A 15160-nucleotide genomic window follows, 5' to 3' on the forward strand; every position below is an offset into this window, starting at 1 on the left:
ATGAGGAGAGACATAATGAGTGTTCTGTTGTATTTACTTGTAAGCTCGTTTGGATTACTACTAATCGGATCAGAAGGTCTCGCACAGGATTCTTCAGAAGATCAAGCCAACGGCCAAGGCATCTATGAAACACATTGTCTTCGATGTCATGGAAGCAATGGAGAAGGAAACGGGCCAGATGCTTCGACCCTCACGGTACCTCCCACCAATTTTCAATCAGTTGAATCAAGAATGAAATCTGATCTTGATTTGCGTTCGGCAGTGGTCTGGGGGCTGGCCTTTAGTCCAATGCATCAATGGTTTGACAAGCTAACTCCTCAAGAAATGAGAGCTGTCGTCCAGTACATTCGCCAGATAGCCCCTTTCGAGGCAACAGCGCACTAAGATTGGTCTATTGCACAATATGAAACAGAGTGTCATACCCCAATTGAGAATGATAGATAACCTAAAATTGGCATGCACCACCGTTTTTCTTATGAACCTATGTTTTGCCATGCTTGTCCCTGAAACATATGCGAGTGCAGAGAAGGGAAAGGTCATTTTTGAAGAAAATTGTGTGGAATGTCATGGTGAAAGGGGAGATGGACGTGGTGCCGTAGGGCCGTACCTCGAAGAACAGAGACCAGCGGATCTCTTAGCTGAGAAGACACGAGCTCGATCAAATAAAGAGTTGTTTGAAATTATTCAATATGGCGTCCACTTCGAAATGCCTGGATGGGAAGGTGTTCTTAGCGATCAGGAAATAGTCAATGTCGTGAAGTATCTTCGCGCCCTTGCGTCGGCATCTTTACCAGCCGGTGAATAGGATCATCATGGAACTACTTCTTCATATTGTCGATATCCACAAGGAGAGAAGCTCATGGACAAAAAAACAGCAACCACAACTCAACGCTTTATCCATGGTCGACGACATCGACCAACTTCGCTGTCAACATGAGATATTTCAGGGATTGATTAGAAAACATGCCAAGCCGGGATCGATGATTTCGATGCGAACATCGAGGAACTAATCGCAAAGATCTTTAACAACTCATCGGAAATGATGGAGTGTTATACGAATACACAACTCAGCGAGGCATTCGGATGGATGAATGTACAAGAAGAATCGCAACAAAGTGGGGAGTCAAGATACGAAACAGATCAGTCTGCAGCAGCAAAAGCGAATTGTGGAACGCTGTATCGCAAATCTTGAAATTCGCTTGAAAATCGGGTCCTGAAACAGCGCGGGAAGCCCACGCAAGGTGTTCATGTGTAATCGTCGCGGACGACTTGAATGGAGGAGAACTCCATTTATTACCATAATTTCTTAAAAAGGAGGCTTGACCATAGGAGACATGTTGAAAGTTATTGAAGTATTGGCAGAATCAGAAAAGAGCTGGGAAGACGCAGCATCTCAAGCGGTAGCGAGGGCGAGCAAGAGTGTCCATGGCATTAAGTCCATGTACATAAAGGAAATGGAGGCAAAAGTGGACAATAACAAAATTACCCAATATCGGATTAATGGGATGATCTCGTTTGTGTTGGACAAAAAGTAAGAGCAGTTTTTTCAAAAGAACGTAGACGCTTATCACACCGCTGTCAGAGGTGGAGGTATTTTCCGTATGACGTGAATATTGGAATACGGGAAATCGGCGAGTCTCGGGTACATGCGGTTGAGCAAGTTGCGCTAGCTTTCAGCGCAGTCGTCACGAATTTGAAATGCATCACGGAACATGAAGAAGCCCATTTTGCATGTGACACCCCAGACGATAAATTATTATTGGTCGATTAGTTAAACGCCCTGATAAACGAGATGGCGCGAGAACACATGGTGGTCGGATGCTTCAGAATCATCCTAAGCGATCATCAGCTCGACGCGTAGGCCTGGGAAGAAAAAGTGAAGCGCTAGAAGTTCACGCCCGTTGTGGAGGTCAAAGAGGTCACGCATACCGAGTTGCGAGTAGAGTACGTTGAATCTGATGAATGGGTGGGTAATGCAATGAGGTCCATGATTTGAATACTTAGGAGACTTTTTCAACTTTAATCGACAGATGGTATGCCATTAAGGGACCGTCCAGAAAATTGAGTTTTCTTATGACGACGGGGGAAAAGGAACCACGAGTCTTTTAAACATTCTAAAAGCCTACACCAAGGGCTTAGCTTCATTGAATGGTTCATTTGATCTTTTCAAACCAGCAACTGCTCCGTTACCGCAGGGAGAGCAAAAGATCGCCGAAGCCGAGCACATGCTGCAACTTGGCTATACCGAAATCGGTCAGTCCTTAGTAGGCTTTCAGCTTTTCCAGTGCTCATGGCCACATCAGGTGAAGGCAAGCATCGGTTCTTCTGAAGAGGATCAACTCGAACAATTTAAAAGTCCGAATTGCAGTAAGGTTCATTCAGTCAAGAACCCATTGAAACCCGGTAAAACCATCACGACATTTAATCCCTATGATGACTATTAAGCAAAGTCCCCTATATCCTTTGGTTTAAAGATATTAATCTTGATGATATCCCTCGTGTTGGCGGAAAGAATGCGTCACTCGGAGAAATGTTCAGAGAACTTGCCGACAAAGAGGTAAAAGTACCGAACGGGTTTGCTATCACCGCTCAAGCGTATCGAGACTTTTTTCATGAAGCCAAACTCGATCGAAAAATTAAAAAGATACTTTATGGTTTAAACTGCAGGTATTAGGATTTAATCTGACAGTCAGGTAGAGTCCTCGAAATCCCAGGTGCTGGGAAAAAGGAGCGAGGACGATGACACAGGAGCAAAGGATCATTAAAACGAAAGTCGGGTTGCTGGAACTCGGCAAGCAATTGGGGAATGTCTCCAAAGCCTGTCAGACTACAGTTGGGATAGCTTTTATCGGTTCAAAGAATTATATGAGACTGGCGGAGAAGCCGCGCTGGAGGAGATTTCTCGGCGGAAGCCCCTTGAGAAGAATCGGGTCGCCCCGGAAGTGGAAGACGCGTTGATTAATCTGACCATTGAACAACCCGCGTGGGGGCAAGTGCGAATGGCCAATGAGTTGCGGAAAGAAGGGGGCACGCTCTCGCCGGCCGGGGTGCGCTACATCTGGCTCCGCCACGATCTAGAGACCATGCGGAAACGCCTGAAAGCGTTAGAGACCAAAGTGGCTCAAGAAGGGCTGGTGTTAACAGACCCCCAAGTCGTGGCCTTGGAGAAAGCGACGGTTGCCAAAGAAGCCCAGGGGGAGTTCGAGAGTGAATGCCCTGGATACTGTGGCGCCCAGGATACCTTCTCTGTGGGCACGCTCAAGGGCGTCGGGCGGATTTATCAGCAAACGTTTATTGATACGTATAGCAAGGTCGGCTTTGCGAAGCGCTATGATCGTAAAACGCCGATCACGGCTGCCGACTTACTCAATGACCGGGTCTTTCCGTTCTTTGCGGAGCATGAAATTCCATTAAGTCGAGTGCTTACGGATCGGGGCACCGAATACTGTGGAGCGCCGGACCGGCATGCCTATGAACTCTCGCGCGCGGTGGAATATGTTGATCATACACGGACGAAGACCAAGAGCCCACAGACGAATGGGATTGTCGAACGGTTTCATAAGACCCTGATGAATGAATTCTATCGCGTGACATTCCGCAAGAAAATCTATCACACGCTCGAAGAGTTACAAGCCGATTTGGACACGTGGATGCGAGCGGACAATGAGCAGCGGACACATCAGGGCCGCTGGTGTTATGGCAAGACGCCAATGCAAACGTGGAAAGATAGTGTGGCGCTGGCCAAAGAGAAAATGTTGGCCGCGTAATCCAAACTGGACTCGCTGTCTGTCAGATGAAGTCTTGACTTATACACACCTCATCTGGGGAAATTTAAAATGACAAGATACACGAGACGATCGGCGATCGAAACGATTGTGTTCGACAGATCAACATCCTCAGTTAATAAAAATCACGTTGCCCGATGAAACGAGGAGTATCGTATGCGAGTGTTATTAGCTGTCGACGGTTCTGAGTATTCTAAGCAAGCCAGTGAAGTTATTCGTGAATTAGCATCAGTGGAAAGCCTCACGATTCTACATGTGATCGACCTGCCTCGATTGACCTACCCCATGATTGGTCCAGATATTGCCAAAGATCTTGCAATGACCGTCGAACAAGCCATGCGGAACGAAGCGGAACAGGTGTTAAAACACACCATGTCACATCTGTCGACTCATTCCTTTCCTGTGGACAGACGTCTTGAAGAAGGAACTCCTGCGGAAAGAATCCTCGCCCTGGCTCAAGACATCAAGGCTGATCTCATTGTACTTGGAGTCCGCGGTGTCGGTCAGATTAAAGAATTGGTAGTAGGAAGCGTGTCACATCGAGTCCTCACACATGCCCCCTGCCCTGTTTTACTTGTCAAAGCTCCCATAAAAGAAACAAAAAAAGTTCTTCTCCCGCTTCAAGATCTTGATGATGTGCAACGAGTGAAACCATTCCTCTCAAGGCACCCATTTCATAAAGGTACAGAAATTACGGCATTTACGGTCGTTTCGATTCCACGGTCTTTTTTACGAGCTGGAGTCTCGGCTTCAGAGTCGAAAATCCAACGCGCTCTCGAAAGTACTGAATCATTTCTTGACGACGCAGTAAGTCAACTACATAGGTTTCACTACTCTGTGACAGGGGTTGTTGGAATGGGTGAGCCGGCTGCAACTATTCTCCAGCAGGAATCGGAGATGAAACCGGACCTCATCATGATGGGAGTCAATCAGCCGTCCGCTGTCAGCCAATTTTTGGTAGGAAGTGTTTCACACACGATTCTTCACCACTCAAATTGTTCAGTGTTGTTCATTAGATAAAGGGGGGTTTCGAGTAAAACTCGTCAATTTTCTGTTGGTACTGTGAGGTTGGTATGATCAGTCCTATACTATATGACAAATCAGTTTCGCTGTGATGCCTCTTTCTGCATCCCCCACTCTCCGATCACGGAACAGGCACCCACATTCTCTTGGAATCTTGGATTTTTCTTTAGGCTGCTTGAAGCACGAACGACATAATCTCGCGTAAATCATGAATTGTTAGAGCCGTACTCCTCCCATTAAAAAGATTTGCACCTTCAGCGATCGAGGACAGTGCCTTCATGTTGCTCTTCACTCCTCCTTACTGATACCAAAAGATTGCTTTGCATCCATCGCTCGTTTTTCAGCATGCTGGAGGACAGCCTCTAAACCACAGGAACAACTGACTACAGGCTTCTCTACCGATTGATTCTGCGCTTCATGAAGAATTCTCAGGGCATCTGCTATCCATTGACGATCCTGGAGAATTTGTCGACGAAGAAAAGCATTTTCCTTCTGTACATCTTCCACTTCGCGAATAAGCTTTCGGTTTAGTTGACGGACATCGGATAATTCTTGCTCAAGCTGGTCACTTGTTAACACAGACATCATGTCGCCTCCTCCTTTTACACCTTATATGGAACCTAAAACATTCCATGGTATGAATAAAAAATAAATCCTTAGGGACTCGGCTTATCTGTAAAATACTCTCTAGAATGACTCTTTGGGAACTGGGGAAATCCCTAGTTTTTCAGAACGGCTAAAGAGAAAGCCTGAGATAATATTGAAAGGCAAGCGAAACACCCGTATACGAATATGGCGCAGCGATTCATGTATTGAACATGGAATACCCAATTATCGAAATGCCTGGTGACACTCCAACTTTAGTGATGATTCCTGTCGAAAGCCTGCAACACAACCAAATAGCGTTCTTCATCGATTGCCAAAAGATTGCATTCGTGTCTTGAGAAGGAAGTCGGAAGAAAAATATTTATCAGCAGAGGGGCAAGGTAGAATGTGAGGACGACAAATTTTTTATCCTATAAGTTCGTTAAGCTTACCTGATTAAGAATCTGGCGTCGTTCTTAAGCTATGCAGGAGAGAGGTCATATCGTTTGATTACACAGAAATGTCGACGAAATTTAATCGCAGGAATTGAGTCGTGAGTTCCTAAACACTGACTGGCCAGAGATGTCTACGGGAAGATTTTCCATGTTGTGTTAACATAAAAACAGATTGATGGCAGCGGAACTCAACTATAGCGAAACTCATTTATTTTTAATTGATGCTTATTAGGGCACAGTCACGGTAGAAGCATCGAATTGGGGCCGTTCCTTCATTCAGAGCCAATACCGTTAAGCATATTATGGTGTCCTAAGTGGCTAACGGTCGACAGAACGATGGGACAAACTAATGAGGACGTGTGACGATTCGCAAATTTGACCAAAATCCCCAAAGCGAATCGTCGATCGAATTTCGGATCGCCACCTACAACGTGCATCGGTGTCGCGGATTAGACCGACGCGTCTTACCTCGTCGCATTGCAGAAGTGTTGCGCGCACTCGAACCTGACGTGATTGCGCTCCAAGAAGTCCTGGGAGCAGGGCCGAAGGGCCACGGCCATGATCAGGAGCTTGGGGCTGCACTCGGGATGGGATGGGTCATGGGGACCACGCGATTGGTACGAGGCCGTTTGTATGGCAACGTTATCATGAGCCGGTTTCCCATCAACCAACACACGCAATTCGATCTGACGTGGAAGAAGCGAAAAGCCCGAGGATGCCAACGTGTCGATGTTCTTATACGTGAGCACACCCTGCACATCTATAACGTTCACCTCGGCGTAGGATTACGAGAACGCCAATATCAGGCCAAGCAGTTGGGCACGTTCATCGGCCAGGACAGCATCCAAGGGCCAAAGATCGTACTAGGCGATTTCAACGAGTGGGGTCGTGGATTTGCGACGATTGAGCTCACCCAAGTATTGAAGAGCCTGGACCTGCGCGCGTTTCTCAAGCGACGTCGAACCTATCCTGGAGTCTTTCCCGTCCTTCATTTGGATCATATTTTTTACGATGGACGCGTCGAGGTGTTAAACGTGCAGGTCCCCCGTACACGAAAGTCGTTAATTGCTTCAGACCATCTTCCGCTCGTCGCAGACCTTCGTGTTCAAGTCCCAGCCCGTTAATCATAGACAATATTTCTACCGACCGCCTTCCCTCGCTTGCCCAGTCATAGGGACGAACGTTACTGCGAGGAGTTCCGTTCGGGTATAGCCTTCTTTAGTGCGCTGTATCAACACAAGACTTTGCGGATCTCCGCCAACTGGCAGCACAAGTCGGCCGCCAATTTTCAGTTGATCCAATAGGGGTTGTGGAATGTGATCAGGAGCAGCAGTCAGAATAATGGCATCAAAAGGCGCTTCTTCAGGCCACCCTTGATAGCCATCATTCACTTTAATAGCAACATTGTCACAACCCAGATCGTTCAAAATATGTTCTGCCCGTTTGGCCAATAGTTCGACAATTTCAATACTAAAGACTTGGGATACGATGTGTGCCAACACGGCTGTTTGGTAGCCAGATCCGGCACCAATTTCTAGCACACGATCTTCAGGCTGAAGCTGTAAGGCTTCAGTCATGAATGCAACAATGAACGGTTGTGAAATCGTTTGCTTGTGACCAATAGACAGAGGATAATCTCCGTATGCTTCAGCAGAATCGAGCGGCAAGACGAAGCGATGCCGAGGCACATGACGCATGGCTGTAATAACTGCCGGGTCTTTCACTCCCCGTGCAAGAATTTGATGATCAACCATTTTGTTGCGTTCAAACTGCCTACTTGTCTGATCATTGCCAAGAGTGTTTTCATCACATCCCATCATGAAAGTTCCTAACTGGGGAAGAAGCATTAGGCAAAAGAATGGCCAAGATCCTCGCATCGAGACTCTCGTCGTCTGTCACAATTAAGTCACTCGTTTTCTTTTAAAAGGACTCAGAAAATAAAGGTAACGCTCTGGCTCCCGGAACACATTTCGCTTATATGATCTATGTTCTTTCGAGATAAAACGAAGAGTCAAGCTTTCAAAATATCACTAGAAGGACAAATGTTCTTTTCTACCACATACATTGAATTTTTCCTGGTCCGAAAATTCGTCAGTTTCTATTTCCGCTCGTTCTGCTCCTACGTTGGAAAAGGCAAGAATCATGAAATGAGAAAATGACTTTCTATTTCTTACCTGAGAAACTAACTTGGCTTATTGCTTGCATGTATATTAGTTTAAATTTCTAAGGTGAAAGATTACATATAGGGACTGTTGAATAATAGGGGGCAATGATGAAATTTTTCGCTAAACTACGCCCCGTCCACAAATTCGTTTCTCTCTTTCTTAAATGCCGTTGGTGATGCGCTCCTTCAAGAGCCGGCCTTCCACGATAGTACAATCCTCGTGCGAGCCAAAGGAAACACAGAGACCGTGCAGACATCCTCAGCATTAAACCCCGGTGTCATCAATCCTTCTGTGACCGATGGGGCCGTCCTGCTTGATGATCATGTGCCCAGGCTCTCTCAAAAACGGCTAGCGGGAGTCTTGGCCTGGTGGGTATCAGGCAGTCGCGACATTATCAACGGAATGGCTGTCGAACCAGATGAAGACGACAATGATGAAGTAAATCAAATACGGTTCGCCTTGTGCTGGAGAAGGATCCATGTGTTAATGCCGACCAAGTTCGTACGATTACACAAAAAATAGTCGTAACTTTAGAAGGACTGGCTCTCAACAAAAGGCAAAAACAGATGGCCGTATTCGATACTCGGTGCGTCTTCGGAGTTGACAAGGTCGTGAATAAGCTCGAGGTCAAGACATAAACGCATCGAGTTTTATTATGTCATTCGAGGAAACATTTTTTGGATTTTTCGTCGCCTTAGCAGCTGGAGCATTAATTGGACTAGAGCGACAACAAGACAAGACAGCAGCGCAGCGTCCTGGTCCTGGTGGAGTTCGCACTTTTCCGTTAATTGCTTTAGCTGGAGCTCTCTCAGCATTGCTCGGTCAAACACTTGGATTTTGGCCGATCCTGGGAACCCTTCTTGTTGTAGGAGGATTTTTGGTCGTTTCCTATAATAAAGAGCGTGGGAAACATCCGGCATCTGGTATGACGACACCCATCGCAGCTCTCATTACATTTCTTCTTGGAGTCCTTGCGCTTCTACCCAACCTCCAACTAGACGCCACTCACCGATATCTCTTGATTATCGCAAGTGCTTCAGTCGTCATGGCCCTTTTATCGTTTAAAGAGCCACTCCATCAAGCCATCACTCATGTTTCAGATGACGACATTTATGCAACGGCCAAATTTGTCATTTTGGCGTTAGTTGTCTTGCCACTCCTTCCCAATATGACCTTTGGACCACTTCATGTTCTGAACCCATTTAACATTGGAATCATGGTCGTTCTCGTAGCAGGAATTAGCTTCTTAGGCTACATTGCAACCAGGATGATCGGAGCCGCAAAGGGGTTGGCCACTACAGGCATTCTTGGAGGGTTAGTTTCATCGACTGCCGTGACTATGAGCTTGGCTGGTCAGGTCAAACATTCACCCAACCTTTCTTTACCTGGAGCTACGGCGATTCTTATGGCATCCAGCACCATGTTTGTGCGAGTCTTGGTAATTGTCGGCATTTTAAATGTCGATCTCCTTCCAGTTCTCATCGCCCCATTAGCAGCGATGGCGTTAAGTGGATATGGGATGGCGTGGGTCTTATACTCGAAGTCTTCCCATTTGCCACCCGAAAGCGCCTCTGTACACCATCGAAACCCCTTTGAGCTCAAATCAGCACTAACGTTTGGCTTGTTGTTTGCTGCCGTATTATTTATAGCCAAAGCTGCTCAGATATACCTTGGAAATCTTGGCCTGTATGCCTCGAGTCTTTTAGCTGGGACCACTGATGTGGATGCCATTACCCTCTCAGTCATACAATTTCACTTAGAAGGGCTCAATTCGTGGTCTGCGGCAATCATGATTACCCTTGCTGCGATGACCAATACGATTGTCAAGGGCCTTCTTGCCACGTGGCTCGGAGGACGGGGACTTGCTAAGCACGTGATGCCTGGCATTGGGGTAAGTTTAGCCGCCGGCGCATTAGGAATCGTGGCGATAGGCTAAGGAACTTGGTTATCGATCACTGGTCAAATCTCTTTTTTAGCCAATGTTTTAAAAAATGAAAGAGTCCCTTTCTGCTACACAGACTCAAGTTTTCTGCGTCCCACATTTCCCCACCGATTCTTCCCATTTTTCTTTTGTCCCCAAGAAAGATATAGGACAACGGGTTTTCATTGATCTTTGCTGACCTTCATCATTAAAATCACCTGATACATGATTTGCGATAGGCCAACCTAATTTTCGAAACAGATAGTCATTGCGATATAACAGAGATGAAAAAAATTTTGGATTGTAAAGGGGCGTCCTCATGGCTGAGTGAGTGATAGACCATTACGGCTTCTTATTGCCCACTTACAATCAATTCGAAATTCGTAAGACTTTTCGATAGGATACTTCTTTAGAAAAAATTATTTAGAGTACGGTTTCGCTATCTCATGCCTACTACACCACGCGATTATTACGACATCCTCGGTATTGAAAAAACTACTTCCGCAGACGACCTCAAAAAAGCCTACCGTCGTTTAGCCAGAAAATATCATCCTGACCTCCATCCTGGCGAAAAAAAAGCTGAAATGGAACAAAAGTTTAAAGAATTAAATGAGGCCTATGAAGTCTTACGTGATGAAGACTCACGTAAGAAATATGATCAATATGGTATGCAATGGAAGGAAGCGGAGGCCTATCAGCGTGCCCAACGTGAGTCAGGGGCACAGGAGCCATCCGGGGGATGGGAAACATTCTATACACAAGGAAAAGGCCAGGATTTTAGCGATATCTTCTCTGATCTTTTTGGACGAGAAGCGAAAAATGCAGGGGCGTCGTTTCGAGGATTTGCTATGCCCGGTGCTGACCTGGAAGCAGCGGTCCAACTTCCGCTTCGAGACTTTTTGTCTGGGACTACCCGACGATTGGAATTAACTGATGCGACTGGAAAACCGCATATCATTGACGTCCGAATTCCCAAGGGCGTCAAAGAAGGCGAACGCCTACGGGTTAAAGGAAAAGGCGCACCTGGTCGAGGAGGAGGACCATCGGGTGATCTGTATCTCCGCATTCATGCATTACCGCATCCTGTCTTTCAGAAACAAGGCATCCACCTCTCAGTGACGCTTCCCATCTGGCCATGGGAAGCAGCATTGGGAACAGACGTAGAAGTCCCGACATTAACAGGCCCGGTGCGACTGAAAATTCCACCCAAGAGTCAATCCAAACAGAAAATGCGGCTCCGCGGGAAGGGGTTACCGTCACGAGGAGGAAAACACGGCGATCAGATTGTCATTCTTGACATCACCCTACCTACTGAAATGACTAGCCATGAACAAGAGCTTTATCAACAGCTCAAGACCATTGATCATCCGAACCCGCGGGACCATCTCATCAAGGAGGCAACCCATGCCTGACGAACCAAGGCAAGATATTGATCAAGTCATCGCCGAACTTTTTCAGCCAGAATGGTATCGACGAGAGGAACTCTGTACTCAATTAGGGATCGGCGATGAACTCTTGGAGGTATGTCTACGATGGGAAATCGTCCATACATCAAATACTGATCAAGAAGGGCAAGACCTGTTTGAAGCCGAAGCCTTAGAGAGGCTTTCCCGTGGACTCCGACTGCATCGCGATTTAGGTATTAATTGGGCCGGGGTAGCCGTGGCATTAGAGCTGTTAGAGCGGATTGAAGATCTTGAGCAAAACCTTCTTCACTCACGAAACCAATAAGACCGAACGCACCCACTTTTCACAAAATCAATACACGTGTCACTTGAGTCCTGTTGATCGAAGGCACAACCATGCGACCTCATGAAGGAGAGAACCATGCAAGAGTTCAATCTTCGCAAAAAAGTTCGAGACATGATGACGACCAGAGTTGCGGCGGTCACACGCCAATACCGTGCGCGAGACCTTGCCGTCTTATTGCAATCGGATACCTTTAGTGGAATGCCCGTGATTGAGTCAGGAAGCCTGCTCGTAGGAATGGTTACAGAGTTTGATCTCTTACAAGCCTTGAGCAACGGGAAAGATTTGTCTGTCATCACAGCAGGAGATATTATGAATGCACTCCCTATTTCTGTAAAAGAAACTGATACGGCTAAAGAAGTTATCCAAATTATGCTTACTCATCGAATTATTCGTGTACCGGTGGTCCGCGATGGGAGGCTTATTGGATTAATCGCACGATCAGACATTCTTGATCATATGATTGAACCAAATCTGCTCAATGTCTACGGAGGTTGATGATCGTTAAGACAATATAGGAAACCTGCCAGTAAATACCCACAGATAATTTTAGAAGACAGACAAACTTCATTTAAAAGACCGACGAAAACGTTCAGAGAAATTCGCTTGCCTTCCCAAAAACCCCTGACTTCTTATTCCTCTAATTATTGAAATCCAAATACTCTAGTCGGTATGCTTGGACAAGATACATGCAAGACCATGCGTTCCTCACCTACATGATCCAACCTAACTCAATAATCTAACTGAGGTATGCATTAAAGATGTCCGAGTCCAGGCGAGTCCCGGCGGCCGAGGCCCTTGCGTTTCGGCACTCGTATGGATTCAACCTAGACTTCATGGAAATTCATGGTCTTACCTTGTCATGAGGCTTTGATAAAAATGTCATGCTTGGGATGTTCAAAGTTTTGAACGTGACACGAGGTCCCAAACCAGTAACGCCCAGGCCAGACTCATCGGATGAGCTGAACACCTATAGCCGCTTCAAATGACTTTCGATGTTTGAGGCGTAATATTACGTTGTGGCAGTCTTAATAATTAACTGGAAATTAATTGGATTCGCTATAGTGGTGGCGCAGGCCAACTCACTGCGCTTAAACAAGCCCCGCCCACTATGAGAGGTGTTCACTCAGAGGACGCTAGCGAAACCTCATCTCTCCTCACGGCATACACATGCCCGGTAGAACGCAAGAACACACATCGACCCTATAAAAGAGTCGTGGCACGGCTAGAGCCTGCAGGCGTCGGAGCAGAGGTACTGAGAAAAAATCAAAAGATTATATAAAGGTTGTCTTCTGACTTTACCTCTTGCTGCGTTCTGGAACTCCTCTTCAAGCAAGGGTGTAGAGAAAAGGGACAGTTTCCAGCTTGCCTGAGCGAAACTTTTAACAAATCTTCCCAGAATAAGGCCATGTCCTCCTGGCATGACTCTTGATGCTTAGATATTTCAAGATTGCATCACAAATGCTTTTGCAAGGGGGTGTCGTATGAAATGCGATTCAGAACACAACATTGGACATATTGAAAGAATCATCCGTGTGGGATTGGGCTTGACGCTGTTGGCAATTGGTGGGTTAACGGCTCTTCCGATGTGGGGATCAATGCTCACACTCATTCTCGGAATTGTTGCCCTCCTAACAGGCCTCTTGGGATTTTGTCCAGCCTGGCGCTTATTGGGCGTCAACACATGTCATCATACCCATGCAAAGGGTTCCTAAATGCGATTAGAGAAAATTATCCGATAGCGCAGTCTATTTAATGCAATTCAACTCATTAACTAAGATGCGTAATCCGTCCCAAGAAAAAATTTCTAATCTTATAGATAGGTATCATGACCTCAGGATGTCAAAGAGGAAGTTCGACAATCATGGATGACGTATACTTCTTTGGGATCCTGACCCTCGTTATTGGAGTCATCGGCATAGTGGTTTTAATACGCGGGAAAAGAAAATAACCCTCTACCGAGATCGAACGGTCCTCTACCTCACGTCATGGTTTGTAGAGTTCCTGAGAATCGTGAAAATGGAGGATATCATGCTCTTCAAGCAATATTATTTAAAGAGTCTATCGCACGCATCCTATCTTATCGGCGACGAAGAGGCTCACCTAGCAGCCGTGGTGGACCCGCAACGTGATATTGATCGATATCTCGAGGATCTCGAAATCCATCAGCTTACACTTCGATACGTATTTCTTACTCACTTCCATACTGACTTCGTCGCTGGCCACCTGGAACTTCACCAACAAACAGGCGCTGAAATTTGCTTAAGCGCTCAGGCACATGCCGACTATGCCTTTCGTCCCATGCGTAATGGGTTCGACGTTGAGCTTGGTGCTGTTCGTCTCAATATCATCGAGACGCCTGGACATACGCGAGAAAGTATATCGATCATCGTGTATGACCAATCAAAGTCACGAGAACAGCCTTACGCGGTCCTCACTGGCGACACGTTACTTATTGGTGATGTGGGACGCCCAGACTTGATAACGGAAAATGGATATAGCCCATCTGTAATGGCGGGACAGCTCTACAATTCACTGCACGATAAGCTTCTTAGCTTACCTGATGAAGTCCTCGTATATCCCACGCATGGCGACTCTGTGTGCGGGAAAACATTAGGAATAGAACATGTTTCGAGCATTGGCACGCAACGTCAGAGCAACCATGCCTTACAGCCGATGACGAAAAATGCATTTATCACGTTAATGACGACCGATCGTCCTGAGGTTCCTGAATACTTTAGCTATATCGCGTTTCTGAATCGACGCGATCATCCAACGATGAGTAAAAAGATCGAGGAGTCACTGAATCCACTCGAACTCGATCAAGTCATTCACCTCAAAAGTGATAGAGCCCAGATTCTTGATGTGAGAACCCCCGAAGAGTTTGCCACAGGACACTTGTGTGGAAGTTTGAACATTTCCCTTGATGGGAACTTTGAGATATGGTCGGCCACTATACTCAACCGCGAACATCCGATCGTGCTTCTTGCGAATTCCGGCCAGGAAAAAGAGGCCTTGATTCGACTCGCTCGAGTTGGGCTCGAGCAAGTTGTCGGCTATCTTCAGCGAGGTGTGTCTGCCCTCGCGTCCACTCCTGAACTGACGCTTCAAACAGACCGTCTTTCCGCAACCCACCTCAGTGAACTCATCATGACGGCTCATCGGCCTCATATTTTGGATGTTCGATCAAAACAAGAGTGGCAACAACGACACATCGATGATAGTCGAAATATTCCGCTGCCAAAACTCACGATGCATCTTCAAGAAATTCCGAATGATCATCCCATCGTGACTCATTGTGCGAATGGGTATCGATCATCAATCGCCGTCAGTCTCCTAGAACAGCACGGTTTTACCAATATCAAAGATCTCATTGGAGGATTCGATGCGTGGGAAGCGCAAGTCGTCAATCCCTCACTCCACTCCTCTGAGTCGCTTCATCAAGCCGGTGATCGTTGAAAAGGGGGAAAGGAGCAA

Annotated in this window: 18 protein-coding genes and 1 pseudogene; 17 read left to right on the forward strand and 2 right to left on the reverse strand. The window is 46.5% G+C overall.

The window, feature by feature from the left end; translation table 11 throughout:
• Positions 1-15: 15 nt before the first annotated feature.
• The 8 genes and pseudogenes from ACWQXP_RS06865 (at position 16) to ACWQXP_RS06900 (ending at position 4805) form a co-directional block, all read left to right on the forward strand.
• Positions 16-384 carry a c-type cytochrome gene (locus ACWQXP_RS06865; RefSeq protein WP_454062088.1) on the forward strand — a complete coding sequence of 123 codons (369 nt, stop codon included), beginning with the start codon at positions 16-18 and terminating at the stop codon, positions 382-384.
• 91 nt (positions 385-475) lie between these two features.
• A complete protein-coding gene (locus ACWQXP_RS06870) occupies positions 476-805 on the forward strand; it encodes a c-type cytochrome (RefSeq protein WP_454062089.1) in 330 nt (109 codons plus the stop codon).
• A gap of 529 nt (positions 806-1334) precedes the next feature.
• Positions 1335-1535 carry a dodecin family protein gene (locus ACWQXP_RS06875; protein WP_454062090.1) on the forward strand — a complete coding sequence of 67 codons (201 nt, stop codon included), beginning with the start codon at positions 1335-1337 and terminating at the stop codon, positions 1533-1535.
• A gap of 71 nt (positions 1536-1606) precedes the next feature.
• Complete coding sequence (locus ACWQXP_RS06880) at positions 1607-1771, forward strand: hypothetical protein (protein ID WP_454062091.1); 165 nt, start codon at positions 1607-1609, stop codon at positions 1769-1771.
• Positions 1772-2144: 373 nt separating this feature from the next.
• Positions 2145-2444, forward strand: coding sequence for a hypothetical protein (locus tag ACWQXP_RS06885; protein ID WP_454062092.1), 300 nt, complete (start codon positions 2145-2147; stop codon positions 2442-2444).
• A gap of 47 nt (positions 2445-2491) precedes the next feature.
• Positions 2492-2674 (forward strand): PEP/pyruvate-binding domain-containing protein, encoded by a 183-nt coding sequence (locus tag ACWQXP_RS06890; protein WP_454062999.1) that lies wholly within the window; start codon positions 2492-2494, stop codon positions 2672-2674.
• 65 nt (positions 2675-2739) lie between these two features.
• Positions 2740-3767 (forward strand): annotated as a pseudogene (locus ACWQXP_RS06895) (IS481 family transposase).
• A gap of 174 nt (positions 3768-3941) precedes the next feature.
• Positions 3942-4805 (forward strand): universal stress protein, encoded by an 864-nt coding sequence (locus tag ACWQXP_RS06900; RefSeq protein WP_454062093.1) that lies wholly within the window; start codon positions 3942-3944, stop codon positions 4803-4805.
• Positions 4806-5096: 291 nt separating this feature from the next.
• On the opposite strand, the gene ACWQXP_RS06905 is transcribed toward ACWQXP_RS06900, so the two are convergent.
• Positions 5097-5396 carry a hypothetical protein gene (locus ACWQXP_RS06905; protein ID WP_454062094.1) on the reverse strand — a complete coding sequence of 100 codons (300 nt, stop codon included), beginning with the start codon at positions 5394-5396 and terminating at the stop codon, positions 5097-5099.
• An 811-nt stretch (positions 5397-6207) separates the two neighbouring features.
• Here ACWQXP_RS06905 and ACWQXP_RS06910 point away from each other — a divergent pair.
• The gene (locus ACWQXP_RS06910; RefSeq protein ID WP_454062095.1) at positions 6208-6972 is read left to right on the forward strand and encodes an endonuclease/exonuclease/phosphatase family protein; all 765 of its coding nucleotides are present in this window, start codon (positions 6208-6210) and stop codon (positions 6970-6972) included.
• Positions 6973-6987: 15 nt separating this feature from the next.
• Here ACWQXP_RS06910 and ACWQXP_RS06915 read toward each other — a convergent pair whose 3' ends face one another.
• Positions 6988-7668 carry a protein-L-isoaspartate(D-aspartate) O-methyltransferase gene (locus tag ACWQXP_RS06915; protein WP_454062096.1) on the reverse strand — a complete coding sequence of 227 codons (681 nt, stop codon included), beginning with the start codon at positions 7666-7668 and terminating at the stop codon, positions 6988-6990.
• 591 nt (positions 7669-8259) lie between these two features.
• Here ACWQXP_RS06915 and ACWQXP_RS06920 point away from each other — a divergent pair.
• From ACWQXP_RS06920 to ACWQXP_RS06955, 8 genes are all read left to right on the forward strand, one after another.
• On the forward strand, positions 8260-8535 hold the full coding sequence (locus tag ACWQXP_RS06920) for a hypothetical protein (protein ID WP_454063030.1): 276 nt from the start codon (positions 8260-8262) through the stop codon (positions 8533-8535).
• Complete coding sequence (locus tag ACWQXP_RS06925; RefSeq protein WP_454062097.1) at positions 8475-8651, forward strand: BON domain-containing protein; 177 nt, start codon at positions 8475-8477, stop codon at positions 8649-8651. The genes ACWQXP_RS06920 and ACWQXP_RS06925 overlap by 61 nt, the downstream gene beginning before the upstream one ends.
• 17 nt (positions 8652-8668) lie before the next feature.
• A complete protein-coding gene (locus tag ACWQXP_RS06930; RefSeq protein WP_454062098.1) occupies positions 8669-9949 on the forward strand; it encodes an MgtC/SapB family protein in 1281 nt (426 codons plus the stop codon).
• Positions 9950-10380: 431 nt separating this feature from the next.
• Positions 10381-11346 carry a DnaJ C-terminal domain-containing protein gene (locus tag ACWQXP_RS06935; protein WP_454062099.1) on the forward strand — a complete coding sequence of 322 codons (966 nt, stop codon included), beginning with the start codon at positions 10381-10383 and terminating at the stop codon, positions 11344-11346.
• Complete coding sequence (locus tag ACWQXP_RS06940; protein ID WP_454062100.1) at positions 11339-11665, forward strand: chaperone modulator CbpM; 327 nt, start codon at positions 11339-11341, stop codon at positions 11663-11665. Before ACWQXP_RS06935 ends, ACWQXP_RS06940 begins: the two co-directional genes overlap by 8 nt.
• A gap of 96 nt (positions 11666-11761) precedes the next feature.
• The gene (locus ACWQXP_RS06945) at positions 11762-12181 is read left to right on the forward strand and encodes a CBS domain-containing protein (protein ID WP_454062101.1); all 420 of its coding nucleotides are present in this window, start codon (positions 11762-11764) and stop codon (positions 12179-12181) included.
• A gap of 986 nt (positions 12182-13167) precedes the next feature.
• A complete protein-coding gene (locus tag ACWQXP_RS06950; RefSeq protein WP_454062102.1) occupies positions 13168-13398 on the forward strand; it encodes a YgaP family membrane protein in 231 nt (76 codons plus the stop codon).
• A 316-nt stretch (positions 13399-13714) separates the two neighbouring features.
• Positions 13715-15142 (forward strand): MBL fold metallo-hydrolase, encoded by a 1428-nt coding sequence (locus ACWQXP_RS06955; RefSeq protein ID WP_454062103.1) that lies wholly within the window; start codon positions 13715-13717, stop codon positions 15140-15142.
• Positions 15143-15160: the final 18 nt, after the last annotated feature.

Source organism: Candidatus Nitrospira salsa (genome assembly GCF_965152625.1).

Bases quoted from the DNA above. Each gene is read 5' to 3' on its own strand.
- ACWQXP_RS06865 (WP_454062088.1), top strand. From the start codon at position 16: ATGAGTGTTCTGTTGTATTTACTTGTAAGCTCGTTTGGATTACTACTA.
- ACWQXP_RS06870 (WP_454062089.1), top strand. From the start codon at position 476: ATGAACCTATGTTTTGCCATGCTTGTCCCTGAAACATATGCGAGTGCA.
- ACWQXP_RS06875 (WP_454062090.1), top strand. From the start codon at position 1,335: ATGTTGAAAGTTATTGAAGTATTGGCAGAATCAGAAAAGAGCTGGGAA.
- ACWQXP_RS06900 (WP_454062093.1), top strand. From the start codon at position 3,942: ATGCGAGTGTTATTAGCTGTCGACGGTTCTGAGTATTCTAAGCAAGCC.
- ACWQXP_RS06905 (WP_454062094.1), bottom strand. From the start codon at position 5,396: ATGATGTCTGTGTTAACAAGTGACCAGCTTGAGCAAGAATTATCCGAT.
- ACWQXP_RS06915 (WP_454062096.1), bottom strand. From the start codon at position 7,668: ATGATGGGATGTGATGAAAACACTCTTGGCAATGATCAGACAAGTAGG.
- ACWQXP_RS06930 (WP_454062098.1), top strand. From the start codon at position 8,669: ATGTCATTCGAGGAAACATTTTTTGGATTTTTCGTCGCCTTAGCAGCT.
- ACWQXP_RS06935 (WP_454062099.1), top strand. From the start codon at position 10,381: ATGCCTACTACACCACGCGATTATTACGACATCCTCGGTATTGAAAAA.
- ACWQXP_RS06940 (WP_454062100.1), top strand. From the start codon at position 11,339: ATGCCTGACGAACCAAGGCAAGATATTGATCAAGTCATCGCCGAACTT.
- ACWQXP_RS06945 (WP_454062101.1), top strand. From the start codon at position 11,762: ATGCAAGAGTTCAATCTTCGCAAAAAAGTTCGAGACATGATGACGACC.
- ACWQXP_RS06950 (WP_454062102.1), top strand. From the start codon at position 13,168: ATGAAATGCGATTCAGAACACAACATTGGACATATTGAAAGAATCATC.
- ACWQXP_RS06955 (WP_454062103.1), top strand. From the start codon at position 13,715: ATGCTCTTCAAGCAATATTATTTAAAGAGTCTATCGCACGCATCCTAT.